Source organism: Caballeronia sp. GAWG2-1 (genome assembly GCF_023631405.1).
In the GTDB taxonomy this organism is placed as follows: Bacteria; Pseudomonadota; Gammaproteobacteria; order Burkholderiales; family Burkholderiaceae; genus Caballeronia.
On record NZ_JALQDD010000045.1, the window covers coordinates 215,665 to 235,868 of the forward strand.

Annotated in this window: 17 protein-coding genes and 3 pseudogenes; 17 read left to right on the top strand and 3 right to left on the bottom strand. The window is 57.7% G+C overall.

Annotated elements, in window-relative coordinates:
* Positions 1–143: 143 nt before the first annotated feature.
* Together NCR98_RS32390 and NCR98_RS32395 are read right to left on the bottom strand one after the other, a co-directional pair.
* Positions 144–1,040: a FadR/GntR family transcriptional regulator gene (locus NCR98_RS32390; RefSeq protein WP_250528475.1), complete on the bottom strand. Its 897-nt coding sequence runs from the start codon at positions 1,038–1,040 to the stop codon at positions 144–146.
* Between the two features lie 199 nt (positions 1,041–1,239).
* A complete protein-coding gene (locus tag NCR98_RS32395; protein ID WP_250528476.1) occupies positions 1,240–2,160 on the bottom strand; it encodes a LysR family transcriptional regulator in 921 nt (306 codons plus the stop codon).
* A 99-nt stretch (positions 2,161–2,259) separates the two neighbouring features.
* Here NCR98_RS32395 and NCR98_RS32400 point away from each other — a divergent pair, with 99 nt between their 5' ends.
* From NCR98_RS32400 to NCR98_RS32435, 8 genes and pseudogenes are all read left to right on the top strand, one after another.
* Entirely contained in the window at positions 2,260–2,676 is a 417-nt protein-coding gene (locus NCR98_RS32400; RefSeq protein ID WP_250528515.1) for a (R)-mandelonitrile lyase, read from the top strand.
* A 12-nt stretch (positions 2,677–2,688) separates the two neighbouring features.
* On the top strand, positions 2,689–3,681 hold the full coding sequence (locus NCR98_RS32405; protein ID WP_250528477.1) for an aldo/keto reductase: 993 nt from the start codon (positions 2,689–2,691) through the stop codon (positions 3,679–3,681).
* Between the two features lie 16 nt (positions 3,682–3,697).
* Complete coding sequence (locus NCR98_RS32410; protein WP_250528478.1) at positions 3,698–4,681, top strand: aldo/keto reductase; 984 nt, start codon at positions 3,698–3,700, stop codon at positions 4,679–4,681.
* A gap of 31 nt (positions 4,682–4,712) precedes the next feature.
* Positions 4,713–5,696, top strand: coding sequence for an aldo/keto reductase (locus tag NCR98_RS32415; RefSeq protein ID WP_250528479.1), 984 nt, complete (start codon positions 4,713–4,715; stop codon positions 5,694–5,696).
* A 17-nt stretch (positions 5,697–5,713) separates the two neighbouring features.
* Complete coding sequence (locus NCR98_RS32420) at positions 5,714–6,787, top strand: NAD(P)-dependent alcohol dehydrogenase (RefSeq protein WP_250528480.1); 1,074 nt, start codon at positions 5,714–5,716, stop codon at positions 6,785–6,787.
* Positions 6,784–7,365, top strand: a complete 582-nt coding sequence (locus NCR98_RS32425; protein WP_250528481.1) for an NAD(P)H-binding protein — start codon at positions 6,784–6,786, stop codon at positions 7,363–7,365. Before NCR98_RS32420 ends, NCR98_RS32425 begins: the two co-directional genes overlap by 4 nt.
* A 22-nt stretch (positions 7,366–7,387) precedes the next feature.
* Positions 7,388–8,215 (top strand): SDR family oxidoreductase, encoded by an 828-nt coding sequence (locus NCR98_RS32430; RefSeq protein WP_250528482.1) that lies wholly within the window; start codon positions 7,388–7,390, stop codon positions 8,213–8,215.
* Positions 8,216–9,069: 854 nt separating this feature from the next.
* Positions 9,070–10,112, top strand: a pseudogene (locus NCR98_RS32435) (PDDEXK nuclease domain-containing protein).
* Positions 10,113–10,661: 549 nt separating this feature from the next.
* Here the strand turns inward: NCR98_RS32435 and NCR98_RS32440 are convergent.
* A pseudogene (locus tag NCR98_RS32440) lies at positions 10,662–10,886 on the bottom strand (transposase domain-containing protein); the annotation flags it as partial.
* Between the two features lie 692 nt (positions 10,887–11,578).
* On the opposite strand from NCR98_RS32440, the gene NCR98_RS32445 reads away from it, so the two are divergent.
* The 9 genes and pseudogenes from NCR98_RS32445 (at position 11,579) to NCR98_RS32480 (ending at position 20,204) form a co-directional block, all read left to right on the top strand.
* Entirely contained in the window at positions 11,579–12,934 is a 1,356-nt protein-coding gene (locus NCR98_RS32445; RefSeq protein ID WP_250528483.1) for an MFS transporter, read from the top strand.
* Positions 12,935–13,280: 346 nt separating this feature from the next.
* Positions 13,281–13,427, top strand: a pseudogene (locus NCR98_RS33605) (Gfo/Idh/MocA family protein); the annotation flags it as partial.
* A gap of 47 nt (positions 13,428–13,474) precedes the next feature.
* Positions 13,475–13,849, top strand: coding sequence for a Gfo/Idh/MocA family oxidoreductase (locus tag NCR98_RS32450; protein WP_250528484.1), 375 nt, complete (start codon positions 13,475–13,477; stop codon positions 13,847–13,849).
* A 582-nt stretch (positions 13,850–14,431) separates the two neighbouring features.
* Positions 14,432–15,334 carry a LysR family transcriptional regulator gene (locus NCR98_RS32455; protein ID WP_250528485.1) on the top strand — a complete coding sequence of 301 codons (903 nt, stop codon included), beginning with the start codon at positions 14,432–14,434 and terminating at the stop codon, positions 15,332–15,334.
* A gap of 190 nt (positions 15,335–15,524) precedes the next feature.
* Complete coding sequence (locus tag NCR98_RS32460; protein WP_250528486.1) at positions 15,525–16,292, top strand: enoyl-CoA hydratase/isomerase family protein; 768 nt, start codon at positions 15,525–15,527, stop codon at positions 16,290–16,292.
* 2 nt (positions 16,293–16,294) lie between these two features.
* Positions 16,295–17,797, top strand: a complete 1,503-nt coding sequence (locus NCR98_RS32465; protein WP_250528487.1) for a 3-hydroxyacyl-CoA dehydrogenase — start codon at positions 16,295–16,297, stop codon at positions 17,795–17,797.
* 17 nt (positions 17,798–17,814) lie between these two features.
* Positions 17,815–18,666: an SDR family oxidoreductase gene (locus tag NCR98_RS32470; RefSeq protein WP_250528488.1), complete on the top strand. Its 852-nt coding sequence runs from the start codon at positions 17,815–17,817 to the stop codon at positions 18,664–18,666.
* Positions 18,641–19,540, top strand: coding sequence for a 3-hydroxyacyl-CoA dehydrogenase family protein (locus tag NCR98_RS32475; protein WP_284504013.1), 900 nt, complete (start codon positions 18,641–18,643; stop codon positions 19,538–19,540). Before NCR98_RS32470 ends, NCR98_RS32475 begins: the two co-directional genes overlap by 26 nt.
* 4 nt (positions 19,541–19,544) lie before the next feature.
* Positions 19,545–20,204, top strand: coding sequence for a 3-hydroxyacyl-CoA dehydrogenase family protein (locus NCR98_RS32480; protein ID WP_250528490.1), 660 nt, complete (start codon positions 19,545–19,547; stop codon positions 20,202–20,204).

The following is a 20,204-nucleotide window of genomic DNA, read 5'->3' on the forward strand; positions in this document are numbered from 1 at the left end:
ACGTCGATCGAAGGCATGTTGCGACGGACATCAGCTTCGACCGCGCGATCCGTGCCGCAAAGGAGCATGCGGAGAAGAAGGGGCTCGGACTACTGAATGCGAACCCGAGAAAAGCGGCGTGCGCGCCAGACGTCGTCGGTGGCTCAGTCGTGGGAGAGCGGTACGTGTAAAGTGTCCGGTGCGGTGGCTCGAACATGTGTCGCGCCGATGTGTTGACGCATGCGTTTCTCGGCTAGCTCCGGGTTACGCGCTTCGATGGCCGCGTTGATTTGCGAATGTATGCGAATGACCTGGTTACGGGTGTCCGTGGTGTCGTACTCCTCCGTCGTCGTAGACAACGCCACACCATAGGAAATCGCATACAGCACGCCCGCGAGCAGCTCGTTACCGCTCGCACGCGCGACGGCGTTGTGCCACCTGATATTGGCCTGCGAGAACTGCTGGAAATTATTCACGGAGCTGATTAGCTCTTCGTGCAGCGCCGCTAACATCTGCACGTCTTCGTTAGTACGATGAACCGCCGCCAGCCGCGCCAGCGCGGGCTCGAGTGTCTCGCGCGTCTCATGCAAGGTTCGCAAGGGAAGCTGCCGTCCACGGACGAATTGGGAAATGCTGTTAGCCATGGACTCTGTTCCGGGCAGCGTCACCACGTTGCCGCCGAAGCGCCCGGGTCTTGTCTGCACGAGCCCCTCGACTGCCAGAACTCGGAGTGCTTCGCGCACGGCGCCACGGCTCAGCCCGGTCTGCTCGACCAGCGCCCGCTCCGGCGGAAGGGTGTCCCCCTCCGCGATTTCTCCACGCAAGATTGCCTCACGCAGTTGACTGGCAAGCAAATCGTGCGGTTTCGGCGCTTGGATGCGATTAACGAGCAAAGCGCTCGGCTTACGGACGGGCCCCGCAGTCTCCTTGTCTTTTGGTGCGCCTCGCGATTTGCCAGTTTTCGCTTGCGTTTTGCCCTCCGAGACACCGCGCCCAGCCGGTACAAGCAACTCCTCTCCTGACAATTTGATTCGGGGCATATTGAATGTAAGTGGCAGCACGATAAATCCGTCGTGGTCTAAAATACATTGTTTCACGGTTAAATGTCAACCATTGACGACGATTGTGGACTCGCTCACGTCAACCTGCCTCGCCGCAAAGTGAAAATGCCCTAACCCGTTGCCAGGGCGGGGCGAAAGTAAGTGCGTCGCTAGGCGCAACTGCACACGATCGGCACGACACAGGAAGACCGAGGACCACCTATCCGGTCTGTTTGGTGCCGGAGACCTTCGCGCCTTGACGAAGCGCATTCGCAACCACGACGAAAGCAGGAGTGGGTTGCCGGCGGCTGGGATAGTACAGGTGGAAGCCGGAAAATGACGGGCACCAATCAGACAGCACTCGCAGGAGTTCTCCGCTTTCGAGCTGCGACAACACGCGCTGCTCCGGGACGAAGGCAAGACCGACGCCTGCAAGCGCGGCTTTCACTGCCATTGTCGCGGTGTTAAACACGAGTTGTCCTTCGACGCGCACGTTCAGTTCACGCCCGCCCTTTTCGAACTCCCAGGCATATATTCCGCCGGCCGTCGGCAACCGGATGTTGATGCAGTTGTGCGCCGTCAGGTCCTGCGGCGTCTTCGGCTTAGCGTGCCGCGCAAAATACGCCGGCGTGCCGACTACCGCCATGCGCACGTCTGGACTGATGCGAATGGCGACCATATCTTTGGCGACCTGCTCGCCAAGGCGAACGCCCGCGTCGAGCCTCTGTTCCACAATGTCCGTCAGTCCATTGTCAATGACGATTTCGATCGTGATATCCGGGTAGTCGGGCAGCAGCCGCTCGATCACCGGCCACAACAGCAGTTCTGCCGCGTGCTCTCCGGCGGCGATGCGCACAACACCCGCCGGCGTGTCGCGCAACGCGCTCAGCGCGCTCAGCTCGGCTTCGATCTCGTCCAGACGGGGACCGACCGATCGAACCAGCCGCTCGCCGGCCTCGGTCGGCGAGATCTTGCGTGTCGTCCTGGTCAGAAGTCGCAGCCCAAGCCGAGCCTCCAGGTTGCGCACCGTCTGACTGAGGGCCGACTGAGAGACGCCGAGCTTTGCGGCGGCCTTCGTGAAGCTGCCCTCCCGCACGACAGCCAAGAAAGCGGTGATATCGGATAAGTCAGAGCGCGCCATTAATAAGTCTGTCTTCTAGCATCATGCGGATTTTAGCTCTTAATCGCATGAACCCGTGCTGCTACATTGGAAGGCAAGCTAAATGGCAAAGGAACCCTCATGCAAATCAAGAGATGCGGATCGCAGCCGTCCGCAAAAGGCGCGGCTGAATATTTCACGGGAACGGTCAGGATCGACGCGCCATTCGCGGGCGACGAGCCGGCGCGGATCGGCGGGGCAACCGTCACGTTCGAACCGGGCGCGCGGACTGCATGGCATACACACCCATTCGGGCAGACGCTGATCGTGACTGCCGGCCTTGGATTGGTCCAGCGCGACGGCGGTGCGGTTGAAGCAATCCGGCCGGGCGATGTCGTCTGCATTGCGCCCGGTGAGAAGCACTGGCATGGCGCGACGATGAGCACGGCCATGACGCATATCGCCATTGCTGAGTCTCAAGACGGCAGCCCCGTTGCCTGGATGGAAAAGGTTTCTGACGAGCAGTACGAGGCTGGTGCGGCCGCCTCGGAAAGTTGAGGAGTTGAAGTCATGAAGACGCGTACTCTTGGAAAAAGCGGGCTGGAAGTGTCCGCCATTGGCCTCGGCTGCATGGGTCTGAGCTTCGGCTTGGGACCGGCGACCGAGCGCAAAGAAGCTCTGCAGGTCATCCGATCAGCCGTGGATCGAGGTGTGACGCTGTTTGACACCGCAGAAGGCTACGGTCCCTTCGTGAATGAAGAACTGGTGGGCGAGGCACTGGAAGGCGTTCGCGATCAGGCGCTGATTTGCACTAAATTCGGTTTCGCGATCAACGAAAAGAACGAGCTAGTCGGTCTCGACAGCCGCCCCGCGCATATCCGTGAGGTGGTCGAGGCGTCGCTGAAGCGGCTGCGCACGGATCGCATCGACCTTCTTTATCAGCACCGCGTTGATCCGGCCATTCCGATGGAAGACGTCGCCGGCGCTGTCAAAGACCTAATCGCCGAAGGCAAAGTTTTACATTTCGGCCTGTCCGAAGCAAGCGCCTCCAGCATCCGCAAGGCGCATGCAGTGCAGCCCGTCACGGCGATTCAGGACCACTATTCCCTGTGGATGCGCGAGCCGGAACAAACGAAGTTTGCACTGTGCGAAGAATTGGGCATCGGCCTGGTGGCGTGGGGGCCGCTCGGACAGGGGTTCCTGACGGGCAAGATCAAACGCGGTATGACGTTCGACGACGCGAACGATCTGCGCCGGGATTTTCCGCGCTTCGCGCCCGAAGCGATGGAAGCGAATTTCAAGGTGGTCGATTTCCTGAATGGTCTGGCCGCTCGCAAGAACAGCACGCCAGCGCAAATCGCACTGGCGTGGCTCCTCGCGCAGAAGCCGTGGGTCGCACCCATTCCAGGCGGCACGAAGATCGAGCACCTGGATGACAACCTGCCGGCCGCGGATCTCGTCCTAACGTCGGACGATCTGCGTGGGATCGACAACGCATTCGCCACGATCGATATCAAGGGTGCGCCGCTTTCTGCAGCCCTCGACGCCGCGATTGACCGCTGAAAGGAAGAATCGAACGATGCAAAGGCGCATTCTCGGAAAGAATGGACTGGAAGTTTCGGCGCTCGGACTCGGCTGCATGGGCATGAGCGCCAACTACGGCCTCGCGCCCGACAAGCAGGAGATGATTTCGTTGCTGCACGCTGCCGTCGATCGCGGCGTGACGTTCTTCGACACTGCGGAAGTGTATGGTCCTTTCGTCAACGAAGATTTGGTCGGGGAAGGCCTTGCGCCGCTGCGTGACAAAGTTGTGATCGCGACGAAATTCGGTTTCAACATCGATCCCCAGACGCGCGAACGCAAGGGCTTCAACAGTCGGCCGGAGCATATTCGCGAGGTGGTCGAGGCCTCGCTCAAGCGCCTGCGCACGGACCGCATTGATCTTTTGTATCAGCACCGCGTCGATTCGAACGTGCCGGCCGAAGACGTCGCCGGCACGGTGAAGGATTTGATCGGTGAAGGCAAAGTCCAGCATTTCGGACTTTCTGAAGTCGGCGCGGCTACGATCAGGCGGGCTCATGCGGTACAGCCTGTAGTCGCTGTTCAGAACGAGTATTCCCTGTGGGCGCGCGATGTCGAGGCTGAGGTGCTGCCGGCATGCGAGGAGCTGGGCATCGGCTTCGTACCCTGGAGCCCTTTAGGCCAGGGCTTTCTGACGGGCAAAGTCGATCCGAAGGCGGGCTTCGACAAGTCCGACGTCAGGTCATGGTTCCCGCGTTTCACCCCTGAAGCGATGCAGGCAAATCAGGCACTGGTTGATCTGTTGAATCAGATTGCCGGTAAAAAACAGGCGACCGCCGCCCAGATTGCGCTCGCATGGCTCCTTGCCAAGAAACCGTGGATTGTGCCGATTCCGGGAACGCGAAGGCTGCACCGCCTTGAGGAAAACTTAGCCTCGGCGAGCGTCGTGCTCACGGCAGACGACGTTCATGAAATCGAAGCGGCTGCGGCCGGGATCGAGGTGCAGGGCGCGCGGGGAACCGGCCATGAACAGCACGCCTAAGCTAGCGGCCATTACATGCAAGGAGATGATTATGCAAAAACGATTTCTCGGGCAAAGCGGGCTTGAAGTGTCCGCTCTCGGCCTCGGCTGCATGGGGTTGAGCTATGGCTATGGTCCGGCCGCCGACAAGACCGCGGCCATCAAACTGATCCGCACTGCATTCGAACGCGGCGTAACGTTCTTCGATACGGCTGAAGCCTATGCTCAGGGCGCGAATGAGGAATTGCTCGGCGAAGCGCTGGAGCCGTTTCGCGACCAGGTAGTGATAGCGACAAAGTTCGGCTTTCAGGATGGCGACGCCAGCAAAGGTCAGGACAGCCGGCCGGAGCGCATTCGCGAAGTGGCGGATGCGGCCCTGAAGCGGCTGCGGACCGATCGCATCGATCTCTTTTACCAGCACCGCGTGGACGCAAATGTGCCGCTGGAAGACGTTGCCGGCGCGGTCAAGGAGCTGATCCAGCAGGGCAAGGTGAAGCATTTCGGCATGTCCGAAGCGGGCGCGCAATCGATCCGCCGCGCCCATGCCGTGCAACCGGTCTCCGTGCTGCAAAGTGAATATTCGCTATGGTGGCGGGAGCCAGAAAAGGAGATCCTGCCGCTGCTCGAACAACTCGGCATTGGCTTTGTGCCGTTCAGCCCGCTCGGCAAGGGGTTCCTGACAGGCGCGATCGACGCGACTACCAGCTTCGATAAATCGGACTTCCGCAACGTCGTCCCGCGTTTCTCGGAAGAGAACCGCCAAGCCAATCAGGGTTTGATTGATGTGCTTAAACAGATTGCGGGCGGGCTGAATGCTACGCCGGCGCAAGTCGCGCTTGCCTGGTTGCTCGCCCAGAAGCCCTGGATTGCCCCGATCCCCGGCACGACGAAGCTGCACCGTCTGGAAGAAAACGTCGGCGCGGCCGATCTTGAACTAACCGCCGAGAACCTGCGCGACATCGACTCTGCGCTTTCGGCTATCGCCGTGCAGGGCGACCGTTATCCGGCTCACCTGCAGGCACGCGTTGGCAAATAACCAATAAGGAACATGTCATGAAAGCATTTGGGTTCGCCGCAGGGTCCGCCAAAGCCCAGCTCGCGCCTTTCAGCTTCGAACGCCGCACGCCTCGGCCGGAAGATGTCTCGATCGACATCCTCTATTGCGGCATCTGCCATTCCGATATCCACTCCGCCCGTAACGAATGGGGCGGGACGCGCTACCCCTATGTGCCAGGCCATGAGATTGTCGGCCGCGTGTCGACCGTCGGCGACAAGGTAACGAAATACAAGGCGGGCGACCTGGTCGGCGTTGGTTGCTTGGTCGACAGCTGCCGTCATTGCGCCTCGTGCTATGACGGGCTTGAACAATATTGCGAGAACGGCTTCACGGCGACCTATAACAGCGAAGACAAGATCGGCGGCACCCCGCACAAGTTCACCTTCGGCGGTTATGCCGACAAGGTCGTGGTCGATGAGCGTTTCGTGCTGTGCATTCCCGATAATCTGGATCCGGCCGCTGCGGCTCCGCTGCTCTGCGCCGGCGTGACGACCTATTCGCCGCTGAAGCACTGGAAAGTCGGGGAAGGGCAAAAGGTCGGCATTATCGGTCTGGGTGGCCTCGGCCACATGGGCGTCAAATTTGCCCATGCGATGGGCGCGCACGTCGTGATGATTACAACGTCGCCGGCTAAAGGTGAAGATGCGAAAAAGCTGGGCGCGGACGAAGTGTTGATCTCGAAAGACGCGGCCTCTATGGCCAAGGCGGCCGGCTCGTTCGATTTCCTGCTTAACACGATCCCGGTCGGCCACGACACCGATCCGTATATGAACCTGTTGAAACGCGACGGCACGATGGTCATCGTCGGCGCGGTCGAGACGCTGACCCATGCAAGCGGCGTCCCCTTCATCTTCAAACGCCGCTCGATGGCGGGTTCGCTGATTGGCGGCCTGCCTGAGACGCAGGAAATGCTCGATTTCTGCGGCCAACACAATATCGTCTGCGACATCGAGACGATCGCGATGAAGGACGTCAACACGGCTTATGACCGTACGGTCGCGGGCGACGTCAAATATCGCTTTGTGATCGACATGGCGACGCTCGGCGAAGCGGCGGAAAGCGCGCAATGAAAATCCTGATCTTGGGAGCCAATGGCGGGCTGGCGCGGAACACGACGCGCGTTCTGCTCAAACGCGCCGATGTCGAACTGACTTTGTATCTACGTCAGGCGAAACGGCTCAAAAATCCTGTTCCTGACCGCGTGACCATCATCGAGGGCGACGTTATCGATACGGCTGCGCTGCAAGACGCCATGCAGCGCCAGGATGTCGTATATGCAAACCTGTCGGGCGACATGGCCCGACAGGTGGAAAGCATCATCGACGCGATGCACGCGGTTGGTCTCAAGCGGCTGATCTTCATTAGCTCGATGGGGATTTACAGCGAGGTACCTGGCGAGAGATATCGCAGCATTCTCCACCCTTACCGGGATTCGGCCGCGCTGATTGAGGCCTCCGATCTCGACTATACGATCCTGCGGCCGGGCTGGTTCACGCGTGAGCCGGCAGGGCCGTACAAGCTCACGCAGAAGGGCGAGCCGTTCGCGGGCCACGACATTTCACTCGACAGCCTGTCAGGGTTGATTGCGAAGATTGCAACCACGCCAGGCCTTTACGTTCGCAACAGCATCGGCGTGAGCGACCGCTGACGCCAGAAGAAAGAAGGACATCATGCAGAAAGTCATCGTTGTAATCGGCCCTGGTTCGATCGGCCAGGCAATCGCGCGCCGGGTCGGCGCCGGCAAGCATCTTCTGCTCGCTGACCTGCGGCAGGAAAACGCCGATGCGGCGGCAAAGACATTGAGCGAAGCCGGGTTCGAGGTGACGACGACGGCCGTCGATATCTCGTCGCGCGCGTCGATCGAAGCCCTTGTCGCAAAGGCAACGTCGATCGGCGAAATCCACGGCCTTATCCATGCGGCGGGCGTCTCGCCGTCGCAGGCCTCGCCGGAGACGATCTTAAAAGTCGATCTCTACGGCACGGCGGTCATCCTCGAAGAATTCGGTAAGGTAGTCGCGGAAGGCGGTTCGGGGGTTGTCATCGCATCGCAGTCGGGACACCGCCTGCCGCCGCTATCGACCGACGACGATAAGGCGCTCGCGACGACACCCGTCGAGGACTTGTTGAAGCTGCCCCTGCTGCAGCTCGACCATGTGAAGGATTCCCTGCACGCCTATCAGCTGTCGAAGCGCGGCAATGCGCTTCGGGTGATGTTTGAAGCCGTTCGTTGGGGTAAGCGCGGCGCGCGCGTCAACACGATCAGTCCCGGCATCATCATCACGCCGCTGGCAAAGGACGAGCTTTCCGGCCCGCGTGGCGAAGGCTATCGCCGCATGATCGACGGCAGCCCGGCAAGGCGCGCCGGCACGCCCGACGAGGTTGGCAATGTCGCGGCGCTTCTCATGGGGCCGGATGGCGGCTTCATCACCGGTAGCGACTTCTTAATGGACGGAGGCGTTACATCGTCTTACTGGTTCGGACCACTGACTCCGGCGTAAGTTGCAAAGAGCTTGTTGCCGGCGGATTCCATCTTCTCGATATCGGCAATTGCTTGGGCACGGTACAAAGTCAAATCCCTCACGACTCGGCTGGGGCACGGAGCGACGGGTGCCGCTAGACCCGAGTCTGTAGGTTCAAAGCGGATGCGCAAACATTAACCGGATCTGTCACCGACGGGCGCCAGTCACAAACGGACCCGCATGGCAAATCTCAGCAGGATCCGTTCATGTTTGCAGGACGCCGCTTATTCGCTTGAATAGCAGGCGGCTGGCCGAATGCCTGAACTCTCGCGATTGCTTTCCGGCGCGATCACGCTCGATACGCTGTTTCGTCGGAGAGCGCTTATCCTGACTTCCAGGACGCTGCGCTTTGTCTTGCACTGTTACTAAGAGACGGCTCGGTTAAATTTGATATGCCGAGTTCGGCGCGCGCGGCCGCACTGGCAGACAAAGTGCGCTTCTTGGCCACTCATATGCTGAAAAGCTGCCTAAGACTGACGAGTCGGCGATTGTGCACGGTGGCAGCGGGTGATTGGCTTGAGTCAATCTCTCAGGGGCCTCCGACTTGCAGCTCTTTTGCCGACGCGGGATGTGTCGACTTTTTTCGTTGCGGTTCGCCAGTGCGAGCCGCTGCCGGCGATAGCAGTGAGAGACGGTCGAAAGGCCGTCGAAGCATCAAGCGATTGACTTCAAGCGAATTGTTCCTTTTAAAGCTACCGAAGCAGAGTGTGGTGTCGTACTTGGGCAGGACCGATGTCGCACCCATTGGATCTGTATGCCTCTCGAAGCCTGCGATTGCTTGAAGTTGACGATGCTTGGATAATGAAGCCCCATCAAGCAACCGCAAAGACTGCATGAGCGATAACCTGGCCAACGATTCGTGGGGCGACGACTACAGACGCTGGCTCGCTGAAATTAAAGAGAGGGTCGAGGAACCCGACTTCGCGCAGTCACCAGCGTGAACCGCGAACTCGTGATGCTGTACTGGCAGATCGGCCGGGAAATCTTAGATCGTCAACAGCGCCAAGGGTGGGGCGCCGCAGTAGTTGACCGGCTTGCCCGGAACCTGAAAGCAGTGTTTCCAGACATGCGCAGTTTTTCCCCGCAAAACCTGAAATATATGCGCTCGCTGGCGCAGGCGTGGCCCGACGCGGAATTTGTGCAGCAGCCTGCTGCACAATTGCCTTGGTTCCATCTTTGTACCTTGCTGGACAAGGTCAAGGATCCAGAGCGACGAAACTGGTATGCCGGCAAGACGCTTGAGCATGGCTGGTCGCGACAGGTGCTGACGATGCAGATCAAGGCAGCGGCTTATACGCGAGCCGGCAGCGCCGTGATCAATTTCGGGAAAACCTTACCCCCGCCACGGTCCGATCTTGCCCAAGACGCTCTAAAGGATCCATACATCTTCGACTTTCTTGTCTGACAGAGGATGCGCAAGAACGTGACATTGAGCAGGCGCTTACCTGGCATATTACCCGGTTTCTTAATTGAGTTAGGCGCAGGATTCGCGTTTGTCGGGCGGCAATACCGGCTGGAGGTCGGAGGTGATGAATTTTTAATTGATCTACTGTTCTACCATCTGAAACTGCGCTGCTATGTGGTCGTTGAACTGAAACCACCTCATTCCGTCCGGAGTATGCGGGCCAGCTCAACTTCTACCTTTCTACGATCGATGCGCAGGTGAAAGCGGGGGTGGTTCAACCCACGATCGGTTTGCTCCTGTGCAAGGAAAAGGACCGGCTCGTCCCGGAATATGCCCTGCGGGGGGGCGCCAAGCCAATGGGCGTGGCCGAGTATCAGTTGCTTCGGCAAGTGCCTGAATCACTGGGAGCAACGCTGCCGTCGAATCGACCAGATTGAAGCAGAGCTTCGGCCGAATTCGCCCAACCATTAACATGGGCGCACCAGCAGGTGTGCGGATACGTGAGCATTACAGACTGATCTGAAATCCATATTTTGCTAACTAACATGATCACTCGTCAATAAGGAATCCTTAGCGAATAAGTGCACATGCCGCCGCTTGGCAACTGATGTCGAGCAATGTACTGTGTTCCAGACATGGCCACGGATTTCTTGTTGGCGAGGGTGTTGTCAGCGATTGCTGCAGCTTGAGTGAATTGCAGATGCGACTAATGGTCAATGTTTTCGAAACTCTCTATTTGCTGCGCTATGGCGGCTCCTTGCTAGCCGCGCTCGTGGGTTGCGGGAGGAGGGCGATGGCGCCGGCGAGAGACAGCCTTCCGCGCGTCGTGGGCGCTACTGGCCTAGGAGGGCCGTGCCCCCGGCTACGGCGGCTCATTCATGGTAAGGGACGCAGTCGTCGGGCAACGCTGCGCGCTGTCGTTGCGTGGCCGGATCAGCGAAACGCAGGCTCGTGTTGATCGAATCCATTAAAAAGTCGTAAGCGCTAATTTGAGTGCACCGGCGCGCGCATGACTTTCGCCTAGCGCCGCAAATCTGTTGGCATGGAAGCGTGACGTTTGCGTGTGATTTTTTTACTGCCGGCGTCGATCGAAACCCGAGACTGCATGAACCGAAATGGCAATAGGTCGCTTATGTCAGCGTCTTGCGCTCGTTGAGGCAGTTGAGTCAGTACGTGAAGCAGGTACGCATATGGCTCGACGTCGCACGCGCGGCACGTAAGCACGAGACTGTAGATGCAAGCGGTCCTCGCACAAGACTAACAGCGACCTCTTCTCCATTTCCTGGCGCTGCGGATATGTTTTTAATGCAGTTCGGTGCCCGTCTCCGCGAACGGCTGAAGAGCTCCAGTGTGGTCATTGCGGTCGGCTCCCAGCATTACAGAAAGAGGCGATATCAGCGCCTCACCGCGATGGCTCCCAGCCTGTATTCCGGGGATCAGCTGCGCGAGCGAGGGAGTCGGCGACCCGAATACCAGCTGCGCCGACGCCAAAGTGCTGAAGTTTGTGCTGCTACGCAGCACGGGCCTTCACCAACAAACGACTCGCCGATGACAATTAGCCGGAAGTAGGGTTATCACGCGAGGCGACCGACTGACCGGCCGGCCGTGCCGCTTGACGCTGTGTAGCTTGCATTCAGACACCCGTGCAGGATCGTCGCAGATCGAGTCAGTCGACCGCGAGGCCGCCAACGGATCACCCGCGTACCTTGGAATCCGTACATTCGCCGGACCTGAAGCCACAGTTTGCCAAAACTTGATTGTGGAGGCTGACGCGCTTCAATAGATTCGAGCTTGCGCCGACGCGTGGCAGACATGTAAGGATGCAGCCTCAGATCTGTCAAAACATTCCAAAACTAGGAGACGCCTCTATGGCCGCCTGCATGATCGTCATTCGTGATCCGCTGCTATCCAACCTGATCATCGGGAGGAACTGATCCGTGGCCAACTTTCCTATGTACGGTGAAGTTGATCCGGACCACGTCGTCCGGAAATGTGGTTGGCGCATCCTACCAATTATTATGTTCGGCTTTTTGCTTTGCTTCTTAGATCGTATCAACGTCGGAATGGCGGCGCTGACCATGAACGCCGACCTCGGGCTCAGCCCTGCAGCATTCGGCTTCGGCGTCGGGTTGTTCTTCTGGGGTTACTGCTCCTCAGAGATCTTGAGTTCAATGGCACTGGGAAAATTTGGTGCGCGAAAGTGGCTCGCGCGCATCATGGTGGTTTGGGGCGCCGCGTCGCTGGCAATGGCCTGGGTGTCCACGCCGACTCAGTTTTACGTACTGCGCTTCCTACTCGGTATGGCAGAGGCAGGGTTCGTTCCTGGCACCTTGTATTTCTTCCGAGGCTGGTTTCCTAGACGTTACTACAATGGAATGGTTGGCCTGTTCCTCGTGTCAAATCCGCTCGCGAGCTTGATCGGCAACCCGCTTTCCGGCCTAATAATGGAACATCTCAATGGTGCACTTGCACTTAAGGGATGGCAATGGTTGTTCATCGTCGAGAGCATTCCAACCATCCTCCTAGGCATTGTCGTGTTTTTTGTTCTTCCGGACCGCCCAAGCGAAGTGTCTTGGCTCGAACCCGCGGAAAAGCAATGGCTGGTTACTACCATAGCGGAAGAGCGGACAGGTCTTAAGATCAGTGATAGTTCTGTTTTCCGGATCTTGACAAATTGGCGAATCTGGTTGGTCTCGCTCGTCAATCACGTGTTTGTTGTTGGCATCTACGGCGTTACCTTCTTCCTTCCTCAGATCGTCAAGGATTTTGGCCTTTCCACGACTCAGGTCGGCTTCGTTAGCGCGATCCCGTCACTTTTCGGCGCTGCCGCGATCGTGGTGCTGTCACGAAACTCAGATCGTACGGGTGAGCGCGCCTGGCACAACGTTTTTTGCGCTGTACTTGCGATAGTCGGTCTGTTGCTCACTGCCTACGCTCCAACTCCTTTGCTGAAGATGGTGGGACTGACGGTTGCCGCGATGGGCGTTCTTGCGGGCAATGTCGTGTTTTGGGGCATGCCGAACGCGTTGATCGGTGGCGCGCAGGCTGCCGCCGCATTCGGCCTAATCAATACCATTGGGTCATTCGGTGGTGTAGTTGGCCCGAACATTATGGGGCTGCTGCGCGAGGCAACGGGAAGTTTCCGCTCAGGCCTGATCGGGTTGGCGGTATGCCAGATTCTCGCGATAGTCATCGCCCTATATTTCCGCAAGGAAGTAAATGTTCGAGACGATTCGAGCCACTCGGAAGACACTCCCTCGACGAGAGCAAGGCGCATGACGGCGACACGATAGGCCAACGATGCCCATAGCCCCGCGTCGGTGAGTGTGCGCATTCGGAGCGAGATCGATTGGACATTGCCCGGTTGTTCCTGGCTTGCGGCGGTGGCTCGTCGATTTCAAGGAGGACCGGACGGGCCAATAGCTTTAGCTCCTGAGAGTGCCCCTCGTTTCGATGGGGTGCGAATGAGGAGTGCTAGGTCACAAACAGTGGCTTATACGTCGTCATGGCGATGGGAGTGTTGCTGGGGGAACCAAATGGCGGTGTCAAGGTTTCGCGTTGGAATTGTTGGCTTACAGGGCTGCCCGCGCACATGTACCGGCGTTACGCACTTTATCGGACGATTTTAAGATTGCGGGCATGGAGAACACAAGTTTCGCCAGTGCGCGAGGGGCGGCCGGCGCTTGCGCATTGGCGCGTGCGTACACGGATGTTGAGCAGTTGGTGAGCGACGCGGATATCGATATCGTCGCTGTTACCGTTAGGGTCCCTCACCACTTCTCAATCGTCGAAGCAGCGTTCGCACACGGCAAGCATGTCTATTGCGAGTGGCCTTGGGCAACGGCGTGCAAGAGGCCGAGATACTGGGCAAGCTGGTCGAAGGGAAGGGCGTGCTGGGCGTTGTCGGAATGCAGGCTCGTCTGGCGCCAGAGGTTGCCTATCTGCGCCAATTGATCTCGGACGGTTTCGTTGGCAACGTCTTATCAACGACGGTCATTGCAAGAGGTAGTGGCTGGGGTGGAATGGTCGAGAACAAATCGACGAGCAGCTACCTCTTGGATAGTCGTAATGGTGCCACTATGTTGACCATTCCTACAGGGCACATGCTCGCCTCACTCGGCTATGTATTTGGCGACATCGAGCAGGTATCGGCGATTGTCTGTAATCGCAGAAGCGAAGCGGTAGTAGGGAATACTGGGGAATCATAGCCGACTGACGCGCCTGAGCAAGTCCTTGTGCGCGGGACGCTTGAGGGGGCATCCCGCTGTCGCTCCACTACCGTGGCGGGCTATCGCGCGGGGTGCCGGGGCTGACCTGGGAGATTAATGGGACCGACGGCGATATCCGAATCACCGCGGCGACCGGGCACATCCAGATGGAGCCGCTCATCTTAGAGAGCGCCACAGGCGGCGAGTCTTCAATGAGGACATTGACGGTCCCGCCGTCGTATCTTAAGGGAGGCCCGGTCGCAGCCGTGCCCGGCAATGTTGCAAGGGTTTACGCGAGTATGGGTGCAGATCTGCGTCATGGCACACGCTGCGCACCGAGGTTCTTGGACGCCATCAAGGTTCTCCACTGGATTGCGGGACGAGCAGGCCGCAGTCGAGGGTCGACGCGTTCACATCTCAGGATCATCGCTAGACTAGGTCGACAGGAAGCGGTCGCACGAACTGCCACCAATCTCAAGTACGTGCTTTGGTGGTGGCTGCTTGAGCCGGGCCTTGGGCTCTGCGATACTAGTCGCGGAGCCCGCATGCATGAAGCGGATCGCACTGACCTAGGGCTAACCGATGAGCACAAATATAGCTCGCTTCGACCTGATTGACCTTCGCGTTTTCGCACGAGTTGCCGAAGAAGAAAGTCTAACGCGCGGTGCGGAGCGAGCGTTTTTGTCCTTGGCCGCTGCCAGCCTGCGCATCAAAAACCTAGAAGAGTCTTTGGGCACCCAACTTTTCTACAGAAACAAGCGCGGCATCTCGCTGACTCAGGCGGGCGAAGTCTTTCTCCTGCACGCGCACAAGGTTCTCGCAGAAGTTGATTTGATTCAGGAGCGAATGCAGCCTTTTTCTGCAGGCGTCAGAGGACATGTTCGGCTGTTTGCGAATGCAACGGCGATCTCAGAAATCCTACCGAACGTCCTGGCGAAATTTTTCGAGAACCACACCTCGATAACTATCGATCTTCATGAGCGGCTGAGCGCTGAGATCGTCCGGGCTGTACATGAAAAAATTGCAGACATCGGCGTTATCTCGGGGCATGTAAGGGCGGAGGGCTTGGAGACCTTACCCTACAAGAGAGATCGACTTGTTCTGGCGGTACCAGAGAACCATGAATTCGCCGATCAGCCATTCTTGCATTTTGCGGACGCACTTCAGCATTCATTTATCGGACTAGAGGCCCATAGTGCAACGACAGCTTTTCTTCAAAACGAGGTTGCTCAATCTACGGGAAGCATGCAGCAACGAGTACAGGTGTGCAGCTTCGATGCAATGTGCCAGATGATTGAAGCTGGCGTTGGTGTCGGCGTGCTGCCAGAAATGGTTGCACGTCGTCTCAAAAAGACGGCTCGCATAAAGACGATTCAGTTGCTGGATGAATGGGCGATGCGCGAGCTTAGAATATGCGTGCGTAGCCAAGATGAGCTACCCGTCTTTGCGCGTGAACTCATTGACTTCATCTTGAAAAGTGGCTAACAGGGCGCTGTGATTTGCGCTCGCTAGCAAAATAGTATTTCACCAAGCTAAAACCCACCCTTCGCAATTCCAAAATTGCCGTACACGGCGACGCAGCGCAGACTCTCTCTAAAGGGCCGAACGAACCTGATGGTCGACCTTCCAACGTGGAAGGCCCTGTCAGGGGCGTGGATGGCTGTCGGGAGAATGCATGTCGCTGGAGCTTTCAAGGCTTGATGAGTTTGCGATCGTAACCCTTGATCGACCGCAGGCGCTAAACGCACTTAACTACGAAATGCTGCGCAGGCTGGGAAACATCCTCGATGAAATCGAGCAATCCGATGCACGAGTCGTAATCTTCACTGGGGCGGGAGACAAGGCGTTTTGCGCCGGCGCGGACGTTCGCGAGCTTACCGATCGGAGTATTCCAGAGGACTACTCCGGTACTCGACTCGGGCAAGGTACCTTCTCGCGAATTGAAAACTTTCGGCTCCCATCTATTGCTGCAGTAAACGGCTACGCTCTCGGCGGTGGGTGTGAGCTTGCCATGGCGTGTACGTTTCGGGTCGGCACTGCAAACGCCAAGTTTGGGCTGCCGGAAGTAAAACTTGGCTTGGTGCCGGGCTACGGCGGTACTCAGCGACTGCCTCGCCTAGTGGGTTTCGGTATCGCTTTAGAGATCCTCATGACGGGCCGCACGGCGGACGCAAAGGAAGCAATTAGGATTGGCCTTCTTAATCGCATTGTCGAAGGAAACGTCGTCAACGGTGCAAAGGACTTCGCCCGTGGCTTTTCACGCCATGGTCTACTCGCGCTACGGCTTATCAGGGATGCCGCGCTTCGTGGGACAGATACCACGCTGCAGGACGGACTTCGTATCGAAGCGGATCTCTCGACTGTCTCGATGAGAAGTGAAGATGGCCGCGAAGGTCCTCGTGCTTTCCTAGAGAAGCGGGCACCACAAATTAAGGACATTTGAAGATGTCAGAGTTCATTGCAGTCGTCGGTGCCGGCGTCATGGGGCAAGGCATTGCACAGGTTTCAGCCGCAGCCGGAAATCGCGTGGTTATATTCGATGTAGACCAGACTCGCAGCCGAGATGCTATTGATTTCGTGCGCAGGATGTTACGGCGATCCGCAGAGAAAGGTCAGATACGCGAGGAAGAGGCTGAGCGCGCATGCAGCAATCTCAGCTCCTGTGAATCCATCGAGGAGATCAAAGAGGCGACTCTAATTATAGAAGCTGCGGCGGAGAATCTCGACATCAAACAAAAGATTTTCGCTGATTTGGAAGCTGTAGTTGCCGATGACACGATTATCGCAACCAACACCTCTTCACTGATCGTCACGCAGATTGCTTCTGCATGCGCTCGCCCGCAACGCGTCGCCGGACTGCATTTTTTCAATCCCGTTCCGCTAATGAAGCTGGTCGAGATCATTCCCGGTCAGCTTACGGACACCAGGACCATCGAGCGGTTAAGCACGTACGTGAACGGCGTCGGACACGCCTCGGTCCTCGCTACTGACACGCCAGGCTTCCTTGTGAATCATGCCGGGCGAGCGTTTTATACCGAGGGAGTTCGCATCGTAGGGGAGGGAGTTTGTCAAGTCATTGACGTCGATCGAGTTGCGCGAGACGCGTTGGGTTTCAGAATGGGTCCTTTCGAACTCTTCGATCATACGGGTCTTGACGTTTCATACCCTGTATTGAAGCAGATCTATCACCAGTATTTCGAGGAACCGAGGTTCCGTCCGCACCCGCTACTCGCCAGGCAACACGCCGCGGGGTTATTTGGAAAAAAGACAGGGCGCGGATTTTACCGGTACGAAGGCGCGCAAAGGATCGAACCGATCGAAGAAGTCGGACCCGATGAGCCGGCGAAGCCCGTCTGGGTCGCGCCGACCCATGCGGGCGCAAATACTTTGTACAAGTGGTTCCAAGAACTAGGAGTTCCGCTGGACGACAGAGTGTCGCCCAGTTCCGACAGCATCATTGTTACGTCCCCTGAAGGCGAGGACGCAACTACAAGTGCTCACCGGCTCGGCCTTGACATGACCAGATGCATCGCCATCGACACCATGATATGGCCGGTGAAGCGATTGACGCTCATGCCCACGGTGGTTACAAGGCGTGAGGTGCGCGACAGTCTCGCACATATGCTTCGCTCGCGAAGCGTCCAAGCGACGGTCATCCATGATAGTCCAGGCTTTATTGGACAGCGCGTGGTCGCGAGCATTGTAAACCTCGCATGCGACATAGCACAGCAACGCATTGGAAGTCCACGCGACATCGATCGAGCGGTGAAGCTGGGATTGGGATACCCGCTCGGACCGCTGGAGTGGGGCGATAAGCTTGGTTCCCAACGCATTCTCAACATCTTGCAGCAGCTCTTCGACTTCTACGGAGACCCTCGTTATCGACCGTCCCAATGGTTAAAACGGAGGGCTATGGCACAAGTCTCACTCCTTACCAACGAATCTTGATCAGAAGAGAACGAACGATGCAAACGGAAACGAAGTCGCAAAGCGTATTTCGAGACGGTATTTTCAAGGACAAGGTGATTCTAGTGTCGGGGGGCGGAACCGGGCTGGGTAAGGCTGCTGCTGAGCAGTTCGCCCGATTGGGGGCATCCTTAGTCATCTGTGGTCGCGACCCAGAGCGGATGGAGGTTGCCAAGTCTGAGCTTGAAGGACTGGGCGCTAAAGTGCTTACGCGATCGATGACCATTCGGGATCCAGACGCTGTCGCGTCTCTGATGGATGAAGCCTGGAACGAGTTCGGCCGCATCGACATCCTCGTGAACAATGCGGGCGGACAGTTCGCAAGTCCAGCGATTGACATTAAGCCTAAGGGCTGGCTTGCAGTCGTCGATACCAATCTGAACGGTACTTGGTACATGATGCAAGCGGCCGCGCAACGTTGGAAACAGCACAGCCAACCGGGCAACATTATCAACGTTGTCGCAGTAATTTGGCGAGGCTTGCCGCAGGTCTCGCACACGTGCGCCGCGCGAGCAGGGGTGGTGTATCTCTCGAAGTCGGTAGCGGTGGAATGGGCGGAATACGGCATCCGAGTTAATTGTCTCGCGCCCGGAACCATCGAAACTGACGCGTTCAACTACTACAACGAGCAGGGGCGGGCAAGCTTTTGGCAGGCAAACCCGATGAAACATGCCGGTGAAATCCCGGACATCAGTGAGGGGATCACCTATCTCGCTTCGGACGCCAGCAAGTTCATCACAGGCGAAGTCCTCACCATCGACGGAGGCCAGCAACTTTGGGGGGACCCATGGTTCGCCGGGCGCCCCAAGTATTACGAGCTCGACTATGAGGTGTCGCGCCGTGTCGAATAAGCCGTCGGAAAAGACTGTCGCAGTCGTAGGCACCGGGACGATGGGGACTGGAATTGCGATCGTCGCAGCGCGAGGCGGTGCCAAGACGATCGTCTTCGACGTAGACGGGTCGAGAGCTCATGCGGCTATCGAACAGATGGGTCGCTTTTTGCGGCGATCGGTGGAACTTGGACGGACCACTAACGAAGCGGGCGTTGAAACTTTGCGCCGCACCGCGGCGACCAGTTCGATACAAGATCTCGCAGAAGCGGATCTGATCATTGAGGCGGTCTTCGAGGACATACAAACAAAGGCAGACCTCTTTAAGAGTTTAGACGAAGTGATTCGACCGGATGCCATCATCGCGTCGAATACGTCGACCTTGTCAATCACACAATTGGCTAGCGCGAGTCGACACCCGAATCGAGTTGTTGGACTTCATTTTTGCCTGCCCGCTCAGCTGATGAAGCTGGTTGAGGTGACCCCTGGTCTACTGACCGACGATTCGGTTGTGCAACGGGCAGAGGATATTTGTACTGCTCTGGGTCAAATTCCGGTGAGAACGAAGGATACGCCCGGCTTCATTCTCAACCGGTTCGTTATACCTATCAACAATCACGCGATTCGGCTCGTTGAGAAAGGCGTCGCATTGCCTGACGACATTGACCGGGCGATTCGAGGAGCCCTTCGGTTTCCCATGGGACCGCTTCAGCTCGTTGATCTGGTCGGTCTGGATACACAGTTGCGACTCTGCGAAGCATTCTATAGCGTCACACATGATCCCCGTCACGACTGTCCGCCATTGCTCAGGCAAATGGTCGCAGCCGGTCACCTAGGAAAAAAGAGTGGACAGGGGTTCTACCGGTACACGTCCACGGGTACTTTTGGAGCCTGATCGTATGACTCTTCGTTTAATCGAATGCGGCGCAAGTCGGTCGTTGCCAGAGGGCGACCGGCTCCGCCAGCCAGCCGAACTTGACTGCAAGGTCTTGCTTATTGTAGGTGGAACTTCGGTTGATCGCGCTAAAGCGCTAGCTGAGGTCAATGCTGCGACAGAGTCAGTGGTGGCGGTCGAACTCGAGACGGAGTGCCTCGAGTTTCATCACGGGAAGCGAGATGGTCAAGTCGACAACATCGTCGGGTTTGCAAGGTTTCGGCTGGGAGTAGCGGAACCGTCGGACTTGATTGAGGTCGTTCGTACTAACGCCACCAGTGCTGCCGCAATTGATGCCATCAGAAATTGCTTCGAATCAGTAGGCCTGTCGGTCTCAATTTGCCGAGATTTTCACGGGCGCATCGTTGATACCCTTTTTAGGCCCTTCATCAATTCGGCTCTCGCCGCCGTTGATGAAGGACTGGCCGAGCCGGGCGAGATGGACAAGGCGCTTCGGCTCGGTCTCGGTTATCCAGAGGGGCCAATTGAAATAATGGACCGTACTGGCTATACCGAACATTTCGAGGTTAGTAACTCGCTATACGAATCAACAGGTAGCGAAGAATTCAAACCCGCGCGTAAATCGCGCGTCCTTGCCATGCGAAAGAAGGCCGGACTGGCCTAA

Coding starts and splice junctions, on each gene's coding strand:
- NCR98_RS32400 (WP_250528515.1), top strand. CDS start 2,260: ATGCAAATCAAGAGATGCGGATCGCAGCCGTCCGCAAAAGGCGCGGCT.
- NCR98_RS32480 (WP_250528490.1), top strand. CDS start 19,545: ATGACTCTTCGTTTAATCGAATGCGGCGCAAGTCGGTCGTTGCCAGAG.
- NCR98_RS32420 (WP_250528480.1), top strand. CDS start 5,714: ATGAAAGCATTTGGGTTCGCCGCAGGGTCCGCCAAAGCCCAGCTCGCG.
- NCR98_RS32455 (WP_250528485.1), top strand. CDS start 14,432: ATGAGCACAAATATAGCTCGCTTCGACCTGATTGACCTTCGCGTTTTC.
- NCR98_RS32430 (WP_250528482.1), top strand. CDS start 7,388: ATGCAGAAAGTCATCGTTGTAATCGGCCCTGGTTCGATCGGCCAGGCA.
- NCR98_RS32405 (WP_250528477.1), top strand. CDS start 2,689: ATGAAGACGCGTACTCTTGGAAAAAGCGGGCTGGAAGTGTCCGCCATT.
- NCR98_RS32460 (WP_250528486.1), top strand. CDS start 15,525: ATGTCGCTGGAGCTTTCAAGGCTTGATGAGTTTGCGATCGTAACCCTT.
- NCR98_RS32465 (WP_250528487.1), top strand. CDS start 16,295: ATGTCAGAGTTCATTGCAGTCGTCGGTGCCGGCGTCATGGGGCAAGGC.
- NCR98_RS32410 (WP_250528478.1), top strand. CDS start 3,698: ATGCAAAGGCGCATTCTCGGAAAGAATGGACTGGAAGTTTCGGCGCTC.
- NCR98_RS32475 (WP_284504013.1), top strand. CDS start 18,641: ATGAGGTGTCGCGCCGTGTCGAATAAGCCGTCGGAAAAGACTGTCGCA.
- NCR98_RS32415 (WP_250528479.1), top strand. CDS start 4,713: ATGCAAAAACGATTTCTCGGGCAAAGCGGGCTTGAAGTGTCCGCTCTC.
- NCR98_RS32470 (WP_250528488.1), top strand. CDS start 17,815: ATGCAAACGGAAACGAAGTCGCAAAGCGTATTTCGAGACGGTATTTTC.
- NCR98_RS32425 (WP_250528481.1), top strand. CDS start 6,784: ATGAAAATCCTGATCTTGGGAGCCAATGGCGGGCTGGCGCGGAACACG.
- NCR98_RS32395 (WP_250528476.1), bottom strand. CDS start 2,160: ATGGCGCGCTCTGACTTATCCGATATCACCGCTTTCTTGGCTGTCGTG.